We start from the raw sequence: 16,480 nt of genomic DNA on the forward strand, positions 1-16,480 counted from the left end.
GTCATGGGGCCTCCGCGTCATCCGCGTGGAGGCCCCTGAGCTTGTCCAACGCATCCTGCGCCTGCCGGCGGAGCGTCTCCGCGGCCTGCGCCCGTTCTTCGGGAGTCGCGTCGGGATCATCGAAGTACTCGTCCACATCGCCGAAGAGCTTGTCGATGATCCCGAACATCGGCTCTCGGTAGAGCATGCCGTCCTGCTTCGTGAATTCCAGGTATCGCGTTTCGAATCCCGGGGCGCTGAGCGCACCACTGGTAAATCGAGAGATCAGCTCGACATAGCCCGCCAGGCCTTCCGGCAGCCCCTCGTCCCTTGCGTTATCCACCACCGAGGGAACCCCTTTCAATCACGTTCTTCAACTGACCGGGGCGCAGCTTCCACGCGCTCCAGAACGTTCCGTCCGGATACAGGACCTCACACAGCGAGCTCGACCTGTTGTAGATCAGTATCGCAGGCTGCCCACGGTATTCACCGGCCGCGTTGACCTCGTTGCCCGGATCTTCGGCGAACCGGCGAAGTGCCTGTTCGTACTCCTCGGCAGCTTCGTTGCTCCAGCTCGAGTCAACACCGAAATCTTTGGCGTGCTTGAATTTCTTCTGAAGCTGTTGCTTCGGATACTTCGGCTGCGGCGACCGCCCGCTCTGGTCGCCGAGCTCTTCACCGAGCTTCGCGGTGTCCGCCTGTTCGATGTTCGGCTCCGGGGTCCGCTCGACCGCCATCGCCATGGCCGTCACCCCACCCGCGACCGCACCGAGGACTTCCGCCCCTTCGAGGGTCGCCACCGCTCCGGCCGAGAGCTCCGCGATCGGGCCCGCCAGCACGCCGATGACGTCGATGCCCAGCAGTTCGGCCGCGCCCACGAGGACGTCGAACGCCCCCTCGGTGAGGATGCTGAGGATGCCCGCGATCGCGAGCCCGAGCCCGGCCCCGTCGACCACGTCACGGACCGAGTCCTCGATGCGCTGCCGGGTGTCGACGACCCAGACCCGGAAGTCCGCGAATGCCGTCGACAGTTTCTGGAGGAACTGCGGGAGCACGAAGAAGATCGCCGAGTCGTGGCCGCCCGCCAGCCGGTCCCAGAACTCATTCAGCGCGTCGACGTCGGCGGCATCGTTGTTCTCCACCAACGCGAACATCCGGTTCTTGAGGTCGGCGGCCAGCGCCTCCACCGCGTCGCCGGCTTGCTCGAACGCCAGTTGGATGTTCGTCAGCTTTCCGGTGTCGGCGTTCGGCACGTATCGGGCTATCTCGTGGGGCAACCACCACTCCTCCGGCCCTCGTAGGCTCGGCCACACCGGGCTGCCACCGGCCTTCGGCGGCACCAGCGCCGTCCACGGCGCCGGGCAAGGGGCCGGTCGAGAAGAGTTGTCCGCGTTCCAGTGGTTCAGACCAGCCTGGTCGATCCCCGCGGCAACCGAACCGAGCACGTCGTACGCGCGGAAGAAAGCGACAACCGCGGTGTGCATCGCTTCCTGGTAGCCGCGTTCGAAAGCGTCGGCGCCATCGCCCGCACCGGCCGCGCCGGCATTGCCGTCCAGCGCGGCGAACAGATTCAGGCGGATCCGGTGCAGCCGCTCCTGGCCGTCGGCCAGCTCCAGTGCGACGGCGTGGAAGTCCTCCGGGGTGACGTCGATGACCCCCTGGGGTGCGCCGCCCTCATCGATCCGCGCCACGCCAGATGTCCAGGTTTGCCGACAACGCCGCACCGTGGTTGTCGTGGGCCGTGAGCACGAAATCCCGGATCCGCGGCAGGTCGGCGTGCAGTTCGCGGGCAGCGGCGACCCATTCGGCATAGCGTCGCGCGAACGCCGATCGCCCGTCGCCGAGCCAGTCGCCCAACGCCTCCGCCAGCTCCTGTTCGAGCCGTGTGAGCAGCGCTTCGGCCTCGTCGAACGCGGCGTCGAGGTCTTGCGCCCGCGTTCGCAGCGCCGCGAAATCGACCCTCAGCGTGCCCATTCACCCTCCCCGGTGACCGAACGCTTCCGGCCTGTCACGCTAGCCGCCACGGGATGGGTAATCGAACGGTAAAGTCAGCCGTCCTTGGCGACGGCGCGGGTCAGTGCCGCCACGCCGATGCCGACGACCGCCGGCACGATCCCCCAGACCACCCAGCCGACCAGGACGAGGACCACCCCGGTGGCCGCGAACAGGGCGAACTCCACCAGGAAGCGGGCCGGCTCCGGCAGCCGGCGGCGGGCGCGCGGGGCGATGAACAGGCCCCAGATCGCCGCCGCGACGAGCGGCAGCAGGACCGCGTCGACGATCGCCAGCGCCACCCCGCTGCCGAGCTGGGTGCCGGCCAGCGCCAGGCCGCCCAGCAGGGCCAGCTCGGTGAGGAAGCGGACCGTCAGCACCACGCCCGCGACCCCGCTCAGGCGGGGACCCGTTTCCGAAGTCATCCGGCCAGCCTAGGGCCACAATCCACTGTGGACGTTACGGGTCCGAGCGGGTACCGTCCGTGATCTCTGCCACATTCCTTCGATCCAGGTTGCGGTTCCGAATCGGTCCACCACGGGCTCACGCGTCGCTGTAACGACGATCCGCCCCTGCTCGACGTGTTAAGCGCACATCGCGACCGCGAGCCAAGGAGCCTGGTAGATGACCACATGTCGACTCTGCGGTTCGACAAACACGGCCAGCGTGGTGGACCTCGGTGCCACTCCCCCGTGTGAGCGATTCCTGACCGCCGAACAGCTCGACGAGCCGGAGGCCACCTTCCCGCTCCACCTCAAGGTGTGCACCGACTGCTGGCTCGCCCAGATCCCCCCGCTGATCGACCCCGACGACACGTTCACCGAGTACGCGTACTTCTCGTCTTTTTCCACCTCCTGGGTCGAGCACGCGAAACGCTTCGTCGACGGCGCCGTCGACCGGCTCGGGCTGGGTGAAAAGTCGTTCGTCGTCGAGGTCGCCAGCAACGACGGTTACCTGCTCAAGCACGTCGTCGGCCACGGCATCCGGTGTCTGGGCGTGGAACCTTCGGTGAACGTCGGGCAGGCGGCGCGCGACGCCGGCGTGCCCACCCTGACGGCCTTCCTCTCCGAGGAAACCGGCCTGCGGGTGCGCGAGGAGCACGACCCGGCCGATCTCGTCGCCGCGAACAACGTCTACGCGCACATCCCCGACGTCCTCGGCTTCACCAAGGGCCTGCGCGCCCTGGTCGCGGACGACGGCTGGGTCTCCATCGAGGTCCAGCACCTGCTCACGCTGATCGAAAAGAACCAGTACGACACGATCTACCACGAGCACTTCCAGTACTACACGGTCGAATCCGCGCGCCGGGCCCTCGCGACCGGCGGCCTGACCGTGGTCGACGTCGAACTCCTGCCGACGCACGGCGGGTCGATCCGGCTGTGGGCGCGTCCCGACGGGGTGGCGGGCGAGCCCAGCGAGCGGATGACCGACGTGCTGGAGCGCGAGAAGGCCGCCGGGCTGCACGAGCTGTCCGGGTACACCGAGTTCGCCGAGCGCGTCACCCGCGTGCGGCTGGACCTGCTGAAGTTCCTGATCGAGGCGCGGGGCGAGGGCAAGACCGTCGTCGGCTACGGCGCCCCGGGCAAGGGCAACACCCTGCTGAACCACTGCGGCATCCGGACCGACCTGCTGCAGTACACGGTCGACCGCAACCCGTACAAGCACGGCCGGTTCACCCCGGGCACGCGCATCCCGGTGCTGCCGCCGGAGCGGATCGAAGCGGACCGGCCCGACTACGTGCTCGTCCTCCCGTGGAACCTCCGGGAGGAGCTGACCGAACAGCTTTCGTTCGTGGGTGCGTGGGGCGGAAAGCTCGTGTTCCCCATCCCCCACCTGGAAATCGTCGAGGTGCAGTGAAGTGAAGGTCGTCCTCTTCTGCGGTGGCTACGGGATGCGGATGCGCAACGGCGCGGCCGACGACGTCCCGAAGCCGATGGCGATGGTCGGTCCGAGACCGCTCATCTGGCACGTGATGCGCTACTACGCGCACTTCGGCCACACCGAATTCATCCTGTGCCTCGGCTACGGCGCGGCGCACATCAAGAACTTCTTCCTGAACTACCAGGAAACCATTTCCAACGACTTCATCCTGCGCAACGGCCAGGCGGAGCTGCTCTCGACCGACATCGCCGACTGGACGATCACCTTCGTGCAGACCGGCATCGAGTCGCCGATCGGCGAGCGCCTGCGCCGGGTGCGCCCGTACCTCGACGGCGACGAGATGTTCCTCGCGAACTACGCCGACGTCCTGTCCGACGTCCCGCTGCCCGACATGATCGAGCGGTTCTCGAACACCGACGCGGGCGCGTCGATGATGGTCGTGCCGCCGCAGTCGTCGTTCCACTGCGTGGAGATGGACGAAGGCGGCAAGGTCGGTTCGATCACCGCCGTGAGCGAAATGCCGCTGTGGGAGAACGGCGGGTACTTCGTGCTGCGGCAGGAAGTCTTCGACCACATCCCGGAGAACGGCGACCTGGTCGCCGACGGCTGCGGCGAGCTGGCCAAGCGCGGCCGCCTGCTGGCCTACCCGTACCGCGGCTTCTGGAAGCCGACGGACACGGTCAAGGAGCGCGCGGCCCTCGACAACGCCTACACCCACGGCGACCGGCCCTGGGCGCTCTGGGAGAAGCACCCCGCGGCGAGCATCGCGTGATCGGGCTCCGGCCAGGACGGCTCGGCGGCGTCGTCGCACTCGGCGCCCACTGCGACGACATCGCGATCGGCGCCGGCGGCACCCTGCTGACCCTCTGTTCCGGGCGCCCCGGCCTGCGGGTCGACGCGCTGGTCCTCTCCGGCGGCGGCACGCCCCGCGAGGACGAGGAGCGGGCGGCGCTGGCGGCGTTCTGCCCGGGCGCGGAACTCGACGTCACGGTGCTGAAGCTGCCGGACGGGCGCTTCCCGGCGCACTGGGAAGAGGCCAAGAACGCGCTGGAGGAGCTGCGGCGGCGGACCGACCCGGACGTCATCCTGGCGCCCCGGACCGACGACGCCCACCAGGACCACCGGGGGCTCGCGAAGCTGGTGCCGACGGCGTTCCGCGACCACCTCGCGCTGGGCTACGAGATCGTCAAGTGGGACGGCGACCTCGGCGCCCCGTCGGTGTACCAGCCGCTCGACGACGACGTCGCGGAAGAGAAGGTCCGGCTGCTGCAGGAGCACTACGCGTCGCAGCGCCACCGCCCCTGGTACGACCGTGAGGCGTTCCTGGGGCTGGCCCGGATCCGCGGCATCGAGGCCGCCGCGAAGTACGCCGAAGCGTTCTTCGTCAAGAAACTCACTCTCGATCTGAAGGGCTGAATCCGATGCGGGTGTTGCTGACGGGGCACAAGGGCTACCTGGGGACGGTGATGGCCCCGGTGCTCGCCGCCGCCGGCCACGAGGTCTTCGGCTTGGACTCCGGGCTGTTCGAGGACTGCCTGCTCGGGCCCGCCCCGGCCGACCCGGCCGGGCACGTCGTCGACCTGCGGGACGTCACTGCTTCTCATGTCGAGGGCTTCGACGCCGTCATCCACCTGGCCGCGCTGTCGAACGACCCGCTGGGCTCGCTCGCGCCGGAGCTGACCTACGACATCAACCACCACGCGTCGGTGAAGCTCGCGAAGCTGGCGAAGGAAGCTGGCGTCAAGCGGTACCTCTACGCGTCGACCTGCTCGGTGTACGGCGCCGGCGGCGACAACCTCGTCGACGAGGACGCCCCGCTGCGGCCGGTGACGCCGTACGCGGAGTCGAAGGTGCGCGTCGAGGCCGACGTCCACGAGCTCGCCGACGACGACTTCACCCCGGTCTACATGCGCAACGCGACCGCGTTCGGCTACTCGCCCCGCCTGCGCGGCGACATCGTGCTGAACAACCTGACCGCGCACGCGCACCTGTCCGGCGAGGTGCTGGTGCTCTCCGACGGCACGCCGTGGCGGCCGCTGGTGCACGCCCAGGACATCGCGCGCGCGTTCACGGCCGCCCTGACGGCGCCGAAGGAAGCCGTGCACAACAAGGCGTTCAACATCGGCACCGAGGACAACAACGTCACCGTCGCCGAGATCGCCCAGGAGGTCGTCGAGGCCGTGCCGGGCTCGACGCTGAACATCACCGGCGAGGCCGGCGCCGACCCGCGCTCCTACCGCGTCGACTTCTCGCGGTTCCGCGCGGCCGTTCCCGGCTTCGCGTGCGAGTGGTCGGTCAAGGACGGCGCCGTCGAACTCATCGAGGCCTACCGCAGGTTCGGGCTCACGCGGGAGTCGTTCGAGCAGCTGTTCACCCGCCTCGCGTGGCTGAAGAGCGAGGGCGAAGCCGGCCGCGTCGACAACACCCTCCGGCGGCAGTAGTGACGGGCCCGCAGCTGCGGACGGGGGCGGAGCTGCACGCCCTGGTGGAACGCCTGTACCCGATCTGCCGCAGCATCACCGGCGACGGCGTGCGGCAGACCCTGGACATCATCGGCGAGCACATCGCGCTGGAGCGGCACGAGGTCCCGACCGGGACGGCCGTGCTGGACTGGACGATTCCTCAGGAGTGGAACATCCGGGACGCGTACGTCGCCTCTCCGGACGGGACGCGGGTGATCGACTTCCAGGAGCTGAACCTGCACGTCGTCGGGTACAGCGCCCCGGTGCGGCAGCGGATGCCGCTGAGCGAGCTGCGGGAGCACCTGCACACGCTGCCGGACCAGCCGTCGTGGGTGCCCTACCGCACCAGCTACTACGCCCCGGCCTGGGGTTTCTGCCTGGCGCAGGAGAAGCTCGACGCGCTGCCCGACGGCGAGTACGACGTCGTCATCGACTCGACCCTCGCCGACGGCTCGCTGACCTACGGCGAGCACGTCGTCCCGGGGCGCGTCACCGACGAGGTCATCGTGTCGTGCCACGTGTGCCACCCGTCGCTGGCGAACGACAACCTCGCCGGCATCGCGGTGGCGATCTCGCTGGCCCAGCAGCTCGCTCTCGCCGAGCCGCACTACACGTACCGGTTCCTGTTCATGCCGGGCACGATCGGCTCGATCACGTGGCTGGCGCGCAACGCTTCCCGGATCGAGAAGGTTCGTCATGGACTCGTGCTCGCCTGCGCCGGTGACCCGGGATCGTTGACGTACAAGAAGTCCCGCCGCGGCGACGCCGAGATCGACCGGGTCATGCAGCACGTGTTGAAGTCGCGCGAACACCGCGTTGTCGACTTCTCGCCGTACGGCTACGACGAGCGCCAGTTCTGCTCGCCGGGCTTCAACCTCGGCGTCGGCTCGCTGACGCGGACGCCGTACGCGGGCTACCCCGAGTACCACACCTCGGCGGACAACCCGGGTTTCGTGTCGCCCGCGGCCATGGAGGACACGCTGGGCACGCTTCTCGATGCCTTCGGTGTCCTGGACCGCAACCGCCGGTACGTCAACCTCAGCCCGTACGGCGAGCCGCAGCTCGGCAAGCGCGGGCTGTACGACTCCCTCGGCGGGCGCAGCGACGCCAAGCAGGCCCAGATGGCGATGCTGTGGGTGCTCAACCTCTCCGACGGTTCGCATTCGCTCCTCGACATCGCCGAGCGGGCCGGGCTGCCCTTCGACATCGTCGACGTCGCGGCGCGTGCCCTGCACGACGCCGGCCTGGTCAAGGAGTGAGCGACGTGGCCAACCACCGCCGTGCGCCGCGCTCGATCCTCCGGTCGGGCGCGGTGCGCGCGATGGCCGGACGGCTCAGCTGGGGCCTCGGCGACCAGGCGGTGTCCAGCCTGACCAACTTCGCGGTCGGGCTATACGTCGCCCGCTCGCTCGGCACGTTCGCGTTCGGCATCTTCAGCCTCGTCTGGGTCACCTACGGCGTGGTGCTGAACGTGTCGCGCGGCCTGGCCACCGACCCGCTGATGGTGCGGTTCAGCGCGGTGCCGGTGGACCGCTGGCGCCTGGGGGTCGCCAGCGCGTCCGGTACGGCCATCGGCGTCGGCGTCGCGACCGGGCTGGTCAGCCTGGTCGCCGGTCTGGCGGCGGGCGGCCCGCTCGGCAACGCGTTCGTCGCGCTCGCCGTCGTCCTGCCGGGCCTGCTGCTGCAGGACGCCTGGCGGTTCGCGTTCTTCGCCCGCGGCGAGGGCAAGAAGGCGTTCTTCAACGACGTCGCGTGCGGTATCGCGCTGATCCCGGCGCTGTTCGTCGCCGGCCGGATCGGGACGGTCGTCGCGTTCGTGCTCGCCTGGGGCATCGCGGCCGCGCTCGCCGCGGTCTACGGCTGGTTCCAGACGGGCATCCTCCCCCACCCGCGCGAGCTCGTCGGCTGGCTGCGCACCCAGCGCGACCTGAGCGTCCGCTACCTGGTCGAGAACGTCAGCAACAGCGGTGCGTCCCAGCTGCGGGCGTACGGTCTCGGCGCCATCGCCGGGATCACCGCGGTCGGCGCGGTCCGCGGCGCCGAACAGCTTCTGGGCCCGTTCCTGGCCCTGCTCATGGGGCTGTCCCTGGTCACCGTCGCCGAGGGCGCGCGGGTGCTCCAGCGGGCGCCGCACCGGCTGAAGCACTTCTGCGTGATCCTCGGCGGCGGGCAGGCCGCCGCCGCGCTCTGCTGGGGCCTCGGCCTGCTCCTGCTCGTGCCCGACAGCGCCGGCCGCTGGGTGATGGGCTCGGTGTGGGACTCGTCGTCCCCGCTGATCCTCCCGGTCACCCTCGCCGTGGTCGGCGCGAGCTTCGCCACCGGCGCGGCGGCCGGTCTCCGTGCGCTCGGTGCGGCACCCCGCAGCCTGCGTTCGCAGCTGATCGCCTCCCTGTTCTACGTCACGTTCGGCATCGCCGGCGCCTTCCTCGGCGGCGCGGCCGGGTCGGCGTGGGGTGTCGCGACCGCGACGCTCAGCGGCTCCGTCGTCTGGTGGCTGCAGCTGCGAGCCGGACTGCGCGAGTACGTGCCGCCCGGCGCCGACGAGCCCACCGTGGTCTTCGAAGCGATCAAAGAGCCGATCAAGGAATGAGGACTCCATGACCACCGTCCCGCGGCTGAGCCTCGGCCTCCCGGTGTACAACGGCGAGGAGTACCTCGCCGAGTCGCTGGACGCCCTGCTCGGCCAGACCTACGAAGACTTCGAGCTGATCATCTCGGACAACGCCTCCACCGACGGCACCGACGAGATCTGCCGCCGCTACGCCGACAAGGACTCCCGGATCCGCTACGTCCGGCAGCCGAAGAACATCGGCGCGACGCCGAACCACAACTTCGTGTTCGACGTCTCCCGCACCGAGCTCTTCAAGTGGGTCTCCCACGACGACCTCTACGCCCGCGACCTGCTCAAGCGGTGCGTCGAAGCCCTCGACGAGCGCCCGGACATCATCCTGGCCCACTGCGACCAGGCGATCATCGACGGCGACGGCCGCATCGTCCAGCCGCTCGAGTACACGCTGAACACCGCGTCCCCGCACGCGCCGGACCGCTTCCGCAGCATCCTGTTCGAGCCCGGCGGCGACGACTTCTACGGCGTCATCCGCGCCGACGTCCTCCGCCGCGTCAAGCCGCTCGACAGCTACCACCACGCCGACCGGACGTACTCGGCCGAGATGGCCCTGCACGGTCCGTTCCACCAGGTGCCCGAGCTGCTCTACTTCCGGCGCGACCACCCGGGCCGCGCGGAACGGGCCAACCCGACCATCCGGAGCCGGTGCGCGAATCTGGACCCGCGGCGCGCGAACCGGCTCCGGAATCCCACCGTCCGCCTGCTCGGCGAGTACGTCTACGGGTTCGCGGACCTGATCCGCCGCGCGCCGATCTCGGCCGCCGACAAGCGCGAGTGCTTCGGGCACCTCGGCGCCTGGCTGACCAGCCGGGCGCGCTCCGGCCACGGCGAGCGCGTCGAGGACCGCGAGGCGACCGCCTCCGACGTCGCCACGGTCAACACGATCGTCGCCGGCCGCGAAGGCAGGCTCGCGTGAAGCGTGCCCCGCGCGTCGGCGTCTTCGGCCTCCTCGGCTCGGGGAACCTCGGCAACGACGGTTCCCTCGAAGCCGTGCTCGGCTACCTCCGCACCGAATACCCGGACGCGGTCCTGACCGGCCTGGTGGGCGGCCCGGACATCGTCCGCGAGCGGTACGGCGTCGACACCACGCCCCTGCACTGGAACCAGGCCGAGTACGAGACGGCGTCCGGCCTGCGGTCGATCGTCCTCAAGGGACTCGGCAAGCTGGTCGACATCGGCCGCACGGCCGCCTGGGTCCGCAAGCAGGACGTCGTCATCGTGCCCGGCATGGGTGTCCTCGAAGCGACGCTTCCGCTGCGTCCGTGGGGTTTCCCGTATTCGCTCTTCCTCCTTTCCGCCACCGGGCGCCTCTTCGGCACCAAGGTGGCGCTCGTGTGCGTCGGCGCGAACCACATCAGCGCCCGGGCGACCCGGACGCTCGTCCGCTGGGCCGGCCGCCTCGCGGCCTACCGCTCCTACCGGGACGACATCTCCCGCGACGCCATGCGCGCCATGGGTGTCGACACCAGCCGCGACGAGGTCTACCCCGACCTCGCGTTCTCCCTCCCCACCCCGGACGCCGACGGCAGGCCGGGCACCGTCGGCGTCGGCGTGATGGCCTACTACGGCGGCAACGACGACCGCGCCGACGGCGACCGCATCTACCGCCACTACGTCGACACGATGAACCGTTTCGTCGCGTGGCTCGTTGACCAGGACAGACCCGTCCGGCTGTTCATCGGCGACCAGATCGACCGGCAGGTCGTCGACGAGATCATCGAGAAGACGGCGTCCCCGCTGGTGACGGCGGCTTCGGCCGAGACCCTGGACGAGCTGATGCACGAGATGGCCGCGGTGGACAGCGTAGTGGCCACGCGCTACCACAACGTGCTCTGCGCCCTGAAGGTCGCGAAACCGACCGTCGCGATCGGGTACGCGCCGAAGAACGACGTGCTGATGGCGGAGCTGGGTCTCGACGGTTTCACCCAGCGGGCCAAGGACGTCGACTTCGACAAGCTCGTCGAACAATTCACCGAACTGGAGAACCGTTCGGCGGAACTTCGCCAAATCCTCCGCGAACGGAACGAGATGAACGCGCAACGGCTCAAGGACCAGTTCGCCGCCCTTTCGGCGGCCCTCTTCGGGGGTGGGCGATGAAGGCCATTCCGGTGCCCGAGATCGACGGCGCGTACCTGTTCGAACCGACCCCCCACGGCGACCAGCGCGGCTTCTTCAGCCGGACGTTCGACCGGGACGTCGTCGCGTCGGTCGGCATCGATCCGGACGGCTTCGTCCAGGACAGCCTTTCCCGCTCCCGCAAGGGAGTCGTCCGCGGCATGCACCTGCGCGGCGGCGCCGGCGAGGCGAAGCTGGTGCGGTGTTCCCACGGCGCGATCTTCGACGTCGTCGTGGATCTCCGACCGGATTCGCCGACGTTCCGGAACATCAAAACCTTCGAACTTTCCGGTGAGACCCAGGTTTCCGTGTACATCCCCGCGGGGTGCGCGCACGGATTCCAGTCACTGACGGACCCTTCGGATGTCACGTATCGTATTGATCGCGCCCACGATCCGTCCGAAGACATTACAATTTCGTACAAAGACCCTGAATTGGACATTTCGTGGCCACTGTCGGTCACAATGGTCAGTGACCGAGACGAACGTGCGCCGTCTCTCGGAGAGGCGTTGAAACCAACGAGGTGACCCCCATGGGAACGAACTTGCCCCGCTCCACGCAGGCGAACGAGCGGCTGCACCGGGTCGTCCCGGGTGGTGCGCACACTTACGCCAAGGGCTCGGACCAGTATCCCGAAGGGATGGCTCCGGTCATCTCCCACGGTCTCGGCGGCCACGTCTGGGACGTCGACGGCAACGAGTACGTCGAGTACGGCGCCGGGCTGAGAGCGGTCAGCCTGGGCCACGCCCACCCGCGGGTGCTGGACGCGATCCGGACCGAGCTCGGCAAGGGCAGCAACTTCATCCGCCCGTCGATCATCGAGGCCGAGGCCGCCGAGCGGTTCCTGGAGAACGTGCCGACGGCCGACATGGTGAAGTTCACCAAGAACGGCTCGGACGCGACGACGGCCGCGGTCCGGCTGGCCCGCGCGGCAACCGGCCGCCGGCTGGTGGCCAAGTGCGCCGACCACGCGTTCTTCTCGACCGACGACTGGTTCATCGGCACGACGGCGATGAACGCGGGCATCCCGGACGAGACGACGGAAGCGACGGTGTCCTTCCCGTACGGCGACCTGCAGGCTGCGGAGGAGCTGCTGCGGCGCCACGAGGGCGAGATCGCGTGCATGATCCTGGAGGCCGCGGCGGCGGTGGAGCCACCGCCGGGGTACCTGCAGGGCCTGCGCGAGCTCACCACCCGCCACGGCGTCGTGCTGGTCTTCGACGAGATGATCACCGGCTTCCGCTGGTCGGCCAGCGGCGCCCAGGGCCTGTACGGCGTGACGCCCGACCTGTCGACGTTCGGCAAGGCCCTCGGCAACGGCTTCGCGGTGTCCGCGCTCGCGGGCAAGCGGGAGCTGATGGAGCTCGGCGGGCTGCGCACCGACCGCGAGCGGGTGTTCCTGCTGTCGACGACGCACGGCGCGGAGACCCACTCGCTGGCCGCCGCGATGGCGGTGATGGACGTCTACCGCGACGAGGACGTGATCGGCCGCATGCACGCCCTCGGCGACCGGCTCGCCACCGGCGTCCGCCAGGTGGCGGCCGGGATCGGCGTGGAGGACCACGTGGTGGTCCGCGGCCGGGCGAGCAACCTGGTCTTCGCCACGCTCGACGAGCGGGGCGAGCCGTCCCAGCCGTACCGGACGCTGTTCCTCCGCGAGCTGATCAGCGGCGGCGTGCTCGGACCGTCCTTCGTGGTCAGCGCGGCGCTCACCGAGGCCGACATCGACAGGACCATCGATGTGGTCGGGCAGGCGTGCACGGTGTACCGCAAGGCGCTCGACGCCAACGACCCGGCACCGTGGATGGGCGGCCGGGCGGTCCGGCCGGTGTTCCGCAAGTTCGCTTGACTGTCCGGCCGGCCGGGGAGTGCTTCCCGGCCGGCCGACGGGTCCGGCGCCGGTCTCGCGCGCCGCTCCTCCGGCCCCAGCGTTCGGCACCATCCCCCGCACCGGCCGGCAAAACCCTCCGCAGGTCACCATCCCCCGCCCGAGCGGGCCGGTTTCACTCCTTCGGTCCGATGAGGACACTTGAGGGTGACTGTTTTCCGGCCCGATCGTGCGTAACTTCCTGCCATGGGCAGATCTCGCGCGGTTCTCGTCGCCGCTTGCTCGCTCCTGATCGCCGTGGCCTGCCCGGTGGTCGCGCGGGCCACCGACGGGCCCGGGCCGGTGTGCGACCACCAGCCCGCGGAGCACGAGGAAGCACCTCCCGGGGCCGTCTCCGTCGATCCGGGCGTCGACGGAGACCTCTCGGCCAAGACCGCGGCGAACCCGCCCGGCACCACGTTCTGGCTCCGCCCCGGCACCCACACGCTCGGCACCGACGAGTTCGGCCAGGTCGCCCCGAAGGACGGCGACGTCTACCTCGGCGCGCCGGGCGCGGTCGTCGACGGCCGCGGCGTCAACCGCGCCGCCTTCACCCAGCGCGCCCGCGACGTCGAGCTCCGCGGGCTCACCATCCGCGGGTTCGCCGCGCTTCAGGACCAGGGCGTGGTGAACCACGACTCCGGCGACGGCTGGCTCATCGAGAACACGACCATCGAGGACAACGCCGGCGCGGCGTTGATGGCCGGCGCGCGCCAGGTCGTCCGGCACTCCTGCCTGCGGAACAACGGCCAGTACGGGCTGAACGCCTACCAGGCGGGCGACCACATCACCGGGCTCGTGCTGGCGGGCAACGAGATCACCGGCAACAACACCGGCGACTGGGAGACCAAGGTGCCGGGCTGCGGGTGCAGCGGCGGTGCCAAGTTCTGGGCCGTGAACGGCGCCGACATCACCGGCAACTGGGTCCACGGCAACCACGGCGCCGGGCTCTGGGCCGACACGAACAACAACGACTTCCTCGTCGAGGACAACCTCTTCGAAGCCAACGACGCCGAAGCGCTCTTCTACGAGACCAGCTACAACCTGGTGCTGCGCGGCAACACGTTCCGCGGCAACACCCTCGTGCAGGGTCGCGCGTTCGCCTCGCGCGGCGACAACTTCCCGACTGCGACGGTGTACCTGTCGGAGTCGGGCGGCGAGCCGCGCGTGCAGGCGCGGACGTCGTCGATCGACATCAGCGGCAACACCTTCGAGGACAACTGGGCCGGGATCACGGTGTGGGAGAACGCGGACCGCTTCTGCAACAGCCCGGCGAACACGTCCACCGGCTACTGCACCGAGGTGGGCGCCAAGTCGTCGTGCGTCGCCGGCACGATCGAGAAACCACCGGCGTACGACGACTGCCGCTGGAAGTCCCAGCGCGTGGAGGTGCACGGGAACACCTTCCGATTCGATCCCGGGCGGGTCGGCTGCACCAGCCTCTGCGGGCGGATGGCCCTGCTGTCGAACTACGGGACGTTCCCGGACTGGTCGCCCTACAAGGGAACCGTCGTCGAGGACGCGATCACCTTCCGGCAGGGCAACCGGTGGCACGACAACTCCTATACCGGGCCGTGGACCTTCGTCGTGCATGACACCTCCAAGACGGTCGACGCTGCGGGCTGGCGGGCGGAGCCCTACTCGCAGGACGAGTGTTCTTCGTTCGACGGCGGGACCGCCGGCTGCTGATCGGGAGCTTGCCGAAGGGGTCCGACACTTTTCACCGCGAACCGCGTCGCCGATCGCGATTTCCCCTGCTGCGAAAGGGAAAAATCGCGAACGGCGGATTTCGGACAGCGCACACATCACCCGTTCCAGCGATGGCATTCGCACGCATGTTCGGTACCGTCGGAGACATGCCCGCCACCCCTGCCCCTCTCCACCGCGACGCGATCGACGTCGTCCTGTTCGACGCGATGGGCGTCCTCTACTCGTCCGCCGACGACGTCGGCGAGCTGCTCGTGCCCTACCTCCGCAGCCACGGCTGCGTACTGCTCCGAGAAGAAATCGCCCAGCTGTACCAGGAATGCAGCCTCGGCAAGATGTCCTCCGCGGACTTCTGGGCGACGTCCGGCGCGTCCGGCGCGTCGGACGAGGAGTACTGCCGGAACCACCGCCTGACCGAGGGCGTGGTCGCGCTCCTCGCCGAACTCGACGCCACCGGAGTGCGGCTCGGCTGCCTGAGCAACGACGTCGGCGAGTGGTCGAAGCTCCTGCGTGACCGGTTCGGCCTCGGCGAGTACCTGACCGACTGGTTCATCAGCGGTGACACCGGCGTGCGCAAGCCGGCTCCGGAAGCGTTCACGATCCCGGCCCGGCGCTTGGACGTGGCGCCGGACCGGATCCTCCTCGTCGACGACCGCGCGGAGAACGTCTCGGCCGCGCGAGCCGCCGGGCTACAGGCCCTGCGGTACGGCACCCCTCAACTGTCCACAATGGAGCAACTGCGAAAGGAACTCAGACCGTGGTGAAGCGCGCACTCGGCTCGCCCCGAAGACGGCCGGCCGGCAGCCGCCGGTTGCAGAGGACCAGGAGCAGATCCTGGGCCAGCCCGGTGACCGGAGTTCCGGCGCCGTACGACCAGTCGAGGTCGTCGGCACGCAGGCAGACGCCGGCCAGGTCCGTCCCGAAATACTTCACCTGCTTCGGCTTGGTCGAGCCGAGGACGATTTCGAGCCGCTCCGGGGGCACACGGCGGTCGAGCCCGAGCGCGGAGGTGATGTCGAGACCGTGGATCACGTCGTGGCTGAGAGCGCCTTCCAGCCCACCGCCGGGCGGCTGCCAGGGATGGTCGGCGTTGTCCCGCAGCGAGGCGACCAAGGCGTCGCGCGACAACTCGGCGGCTTCCTGCCGAGCCAGGCGGTCGGCCATCCGGTTGAAGCGCCCACCGGACTTCACCAGCTCGCGCACGAACCGCCCGGTCGAGAACCGGAAGGGCATGGTCACGTGGGCGACGACTTCGGGAACCCGCCACCCGGCACAAAGGGTGGGCGACGCCCATTCGGCGGCCGACAGGTCGCCGAGCAGTGCGGCCAGCTCCCGCCGCTCGGCGGCGATCAGATCACGGATCATGGGTCTCTCCTTCGCGGATAGGTCACCCCACCGACGAACGGGCCCCGCCCGGACCGACACCCGGAACTCAGCCGGCCGGGGAACGCAACCACCGGCCGAGCCAAGCGATCGCCCGACCGGCCCGCTGAGATCGGCAGCTCCGACCTAGCCGACCGATCAGGCCGCACACACCGGCACCACCGCGGGAGGCCGGCCGGGCCGATCAAGGTCGGGGCGAACTCACTCCACCAACCGGCGCGCCCAGCCAGCCCCAGGCCGACCACCCCAACCCCGATCCCGGCCCGAGCCAGTGCGGCGCTGGGCCAATCGCCTCGCTGGCCGGCCCCGCGCCGGAGCCGGTCGGCCAACCACCCTGCCAGACGGCCTGCCACCGGTCCGCCAGCCACGTCGCCAGAGTCGGTCCGCCACCCGGTCCACCAACCACCCCGCCACAGCCGACCCGCCACCGGTCCGCCAACCACCCCGCTAGAGCCAGCCCGCCACCCG

General features: G+C 69.7%; 17 protein-coding genes. 12 read left to right on the forward strand and 5 right to left on the reverse strand.

Features of this window, described 5'->3' with window-relative positions; translation table 11 throughout:
* Nucleotide 1: 1 nt before the first annotated feature.
* The 4 genes from AB0J40_RS32515 to AB0J40_RS32530 all read right to left on the reverse strand — a co-directional run bounded on the left by AB0J40_RS32515 (nucleotide 2) and on the right by AB0J40_RS32530 (nucleotide 2,396).
* A complete protein-coding gene (locus tag AB0J40_RS32515) occupies nucleotides 2-325 on the reverse strand; it encodes a colicin immunity domain-containing protein (RefSeq protein ID WP_364460623.1) in 324 nt (107 codons plus the stop codon).
* Complete coding sequence (locus AB0J40_RS32520; RefSeq protein WP_364460626.1) at nucleotides 315-1,670, reverse strand: colicin D domain-containing protein; 1,356 nt, start codon at nucleotides 1,668-1,670, stop codon at nucleotides 315-317. The genes AB0J40_RS32515 and AB0J40_RS32520 overlap by 11 nt, the downstream gene beginning before the upstream one ends.
* Nucleotides 1,654-1,953, reverse strand: coding sequence for a WXG100 family type VII secretion target (locus AB0J40_RS32525; protein ID WP_364460629.1), 300 nt, complete (start codon nucleotides 1,951-1,953; stop codon nucleotides 1,654-1,656). The genes AB0J40_RS32520 and AB0J40_RS32525 overlap by 17 nt, the downstream gene beginning before the upstream one ends.
* A 74-nt stretch (nucleotides 1,954-2,027) precedes the next feature.
* Complete coding sequence (locus tag AB0J40_RS32530) at nucleotides 2,028-2,396, reverse strand: YrdB family protein (protein WP_364460631.1); 369 nt, start codon at nucleotides 2,394-2,396, stop codon at nucleotides 2,028-2,030.
* Nucleotides 2,397-2,595: 199 nt separating this feature from the next.
* On the opposite strand from AB0J40_RS32530, the gene AB0J40_RS32535 reads away from it, so the two are divergent.
* From AB0J40_RS32535 to AB0J40_RS32590, 12 genes are all read left to right on the forward strand, one after another.
* Entirely contained in the window at nucleotides 2,596-3,828 is a 1,233-nt protein-coding gene (locus tag AB0J40_RS32535) for a class I SAM-dependent methyltransferase (RefSeq protein ID WP_364460634.1), read from the forward strand.
* 1 nt (nucleotide 3,829) lies between these two features.
* Nucleotides 3,830-4,624, forward strand: coding sequence for a glucose-1-phosphate cytidylyltransferase (locus tag AB0J40_RS32540; protein ID WP_364460637.1), 795 nt, complete (start codon nucleotides 3,830-3,832; stop codon nucleotides 4,622-4,624).
* Complete coding sequence (locus tag AB0J40_RS32545; RefSeq protein ID WP_364460640.1) at nucleotides 4,621-5,268, forward strand: PIG-L deacetylase family protein; 648 nt, start codon at nucleotides 4,621-4,623, stop codon at nucleotides 5,266-5,268. Before AB0J40_RS32540 ends, AB0J40_RS32545 begins: the two co-directional genes overlap by 4 nt.
* Before the next feature lie 5 nt (nucleotides 5,269-5,273).
* Entirely contained in the window at nucleotides 5,274-6,293 is a 1,020-nt protein-coding gene (locus AB0J40_RS32550) for an SDR family oxidoreductase (RefSeq protein ID WP_364460643.1), read from the forward strand.
* Entirely contained in the window at nucleotides 6,293-7,573 is a 1,281-nt protein-coding gene (locus AB0J40_RS32555; protein ID WP_364460645.1) for a DUF4910 domain-containing protein, read from the forward strand. The genes AB0J40_RS32550 and AB0J40_RS32555 overlap by 1 nt, the downstream gene beginning before the upstream one ends.
* Nucleotides 7,574-7,578: 5 nt before the next feature.
* Nucleotides 7,579-8,904: a hypothetical protein gene (locus AB0J40_RS32560; RefSeq protein WP_364460648.1), complete on the forward strand. Its 1,326-nt coding sequence runs from the start codon at nucleotides 7,579-7,581 to the stop codon at nucleotides 8,902-8,904.
* A gap of 7 nt (nucleotides 8,905-8,911) precedes the next feature.
* Complete coding sequence (locus AB0J40_RS32565; RefSeq protein ID WP_364460651.1) at nucleotides 8,912-9,856, forward strand: glycosyltransferase family 2 protein; 945 nt, start codon at nucleotides 8,912-8,914, stop codon at nucleotides 9,854-9,856.
* Nucleotides 9,853-11,037: a polysaccharide pyruvyl transferase family protein gene (locus tag AB0J40_RS32570; protein WP_364460654.1), complete on the forward strand. Its 1,185-nt coding sequence runs from the start codon at nucleotides 9,853-9,855 to the stop codon at nucleotides 11,035-11,037. The genes AB0J40_RS32565 and AB0J40_RS32570 overlap by 4 nt, the downstream gene beginning before the upstream one ends.
* The gene (locus AB0J40_RS32575; protein WP_364460656.1) at nucleotides 11,034-11,582 is read left to right on the forward strand and encodes a dTDP-4-dehydrorhamnose 3,5-epimerase family protein; all 549 of its coding nucleotides are present in this window, start codon (nucleotides 11,034-11,036) and stop codon (nucleotides 11,580-11,582) included. Before AB0J40_RS32570 ends, AB0J40_RS32575 begins: the two co-directional genes overlap by 4 nt.
* Nucleotides 11,583-11,587: 5 nt before the next feature.
* Nucleotides 11,588-12,904: a glutamate-1-semialdehyde 2,1-aminomutase gene (locus AB0J40_RS32580; protein WP_364460659.1), complete on the forward strand. Its 1,317-nt coding sequence runs from the start codon at nucleotides 11,588-11,590 to the stop codon at nucleotides 12,902-12,904.
* Nucleotides 12,905-13,129: 225 nt separating this feature from the next.
* On the forward strand, nucleotides 13,130-14,611 hold the full coding sequence (locus tag AB0J40_RS32585; protein WP_364460662.1) for a right-handed parallel beta-helix repeat-containing protein: 1,482 nt from the start codon (nucleotides 13,130-13,132) through the stop codon (nucleotides 14,609-14,611).
* Nucleotides 14,612-14,778: 167 nt separating this feature from the next.
* The gene (locus AB0J40_RS32590; protein WP_364460665.1) at nucleotides 14,779-15,393 is read left to right on the forward strand and encodes an HAD-IA family hydrolase; all 615 of its coding nucleotides are present in this window, start codon (nucleotides 14,779-14,781) and stop codon (nucleotides 15,391-15,393) included.
* Here the strand turns inward: AB0J40_RS32590 and AB0J40_RS32595 are convergent.
* Nucleotides 15,380-15,994, reverse strand: a complete 615-nt coding sequence (locus AB0J40_RS32595; protein ID WP_364460668.1) for a maleylpyruvate isomerase family mycothiol-dependent enzyme — start codon at nucleotides 15,992-15,994, stop codon at nucleotides 15,380-15,382. The genes AB0J40_RS32590 and AB0J40_RS32595 overlap by 14 nt on opposite strands.
* Between the last annotated feature and the right edge of the window lie 486 nt (nucleotides 15,995-16,480).

It is taken from the genome of Amycolatopsis sp. NPDC049691 (genome assembly GCF_040675005.1).
Taxonomy (GTDB): Bacteria; Actinomycetota; Actinomycetes; order Mycobacteriales; family Pseudonocardiaceae; genus Amycolatopsis.

Excerpts from the sequence above, each read along its gene's own strand:
- AB0J40_RS32580 (WP_364460659.1), top strand. The coding sequence starts at position 11,588 with ATGGGAACGAACTTGCCCCGCTCCACGCAGGCGAACGAGCGGCTGCAC.
- AB0J40_RS32585 (WP_364460662.1), top strand. The coding sequence starts at position 13,130 with ATGGGCAGATCTCGCGCGGTTCTCGTCGCCGCTTGCTCGCTCCTGATC.
- AB0J40_RS32590 (WP_364460665.1), top strand. The coding sequence starts at position 14,779 with ATGCCCGCCACCCCTGCCCCTCTCCACCGCGACGCGATCGACGTCGTC.
- AB0J40_RS32565 (WP_364460651.1), top strand. The coding sequence starts at position 8,912 with ATGACCACCGTCCCGCGGCTGAGCCTCGGCCTCCCGGTGTACAACGGC.
- AB0J40_RS32575 (WP_364460656.1), top strand. The coding sequence starts at position 11,034 with ATGAAGGCCATTCCGGTGCCCGAGATCGACGGCGCGTACCTGTTCGAA.
- AB0J40_RS32595 (WP_364460668.1), bottom strand. The coding sequence starts at position 15,994 with ATGATCCGTGATCTGATCGCCGCCGAGCGGCGGGAGCTGGCCGCACTG.
- AB0J40_RS32530 (WP_364460631.1), bottom strand. The coding sequence starts at position 2,396 with ATGACTTCGGAAACGGGTCCCCGCCTGAGCGGGGTCGCGGGCGTGGTG.
- AB0J40_RS32535 (WP_364460634.1), top strand. The coding sequence starts at position 2,596 with ATGACCACATGTCGACTCTGCGGTTCGACAAACACGGCCAGCGTGGTG.
- AB0J40_RS32550 (WP_364460643.1), top strand. The coding sequence starts at position 5,274 with ATGCGGGTGTTGCTGACGGGGCACAAGGGCTACCTGGGGACGGTGATG.
- AB0J40_RS32525 (WP_364460629.1), bottom strand. The coding sequence starts at position 1,953 with ATGGGCACGCTGAGGGTCGATTTCGCGGCGCTGCGAACGCGGGCGCAA.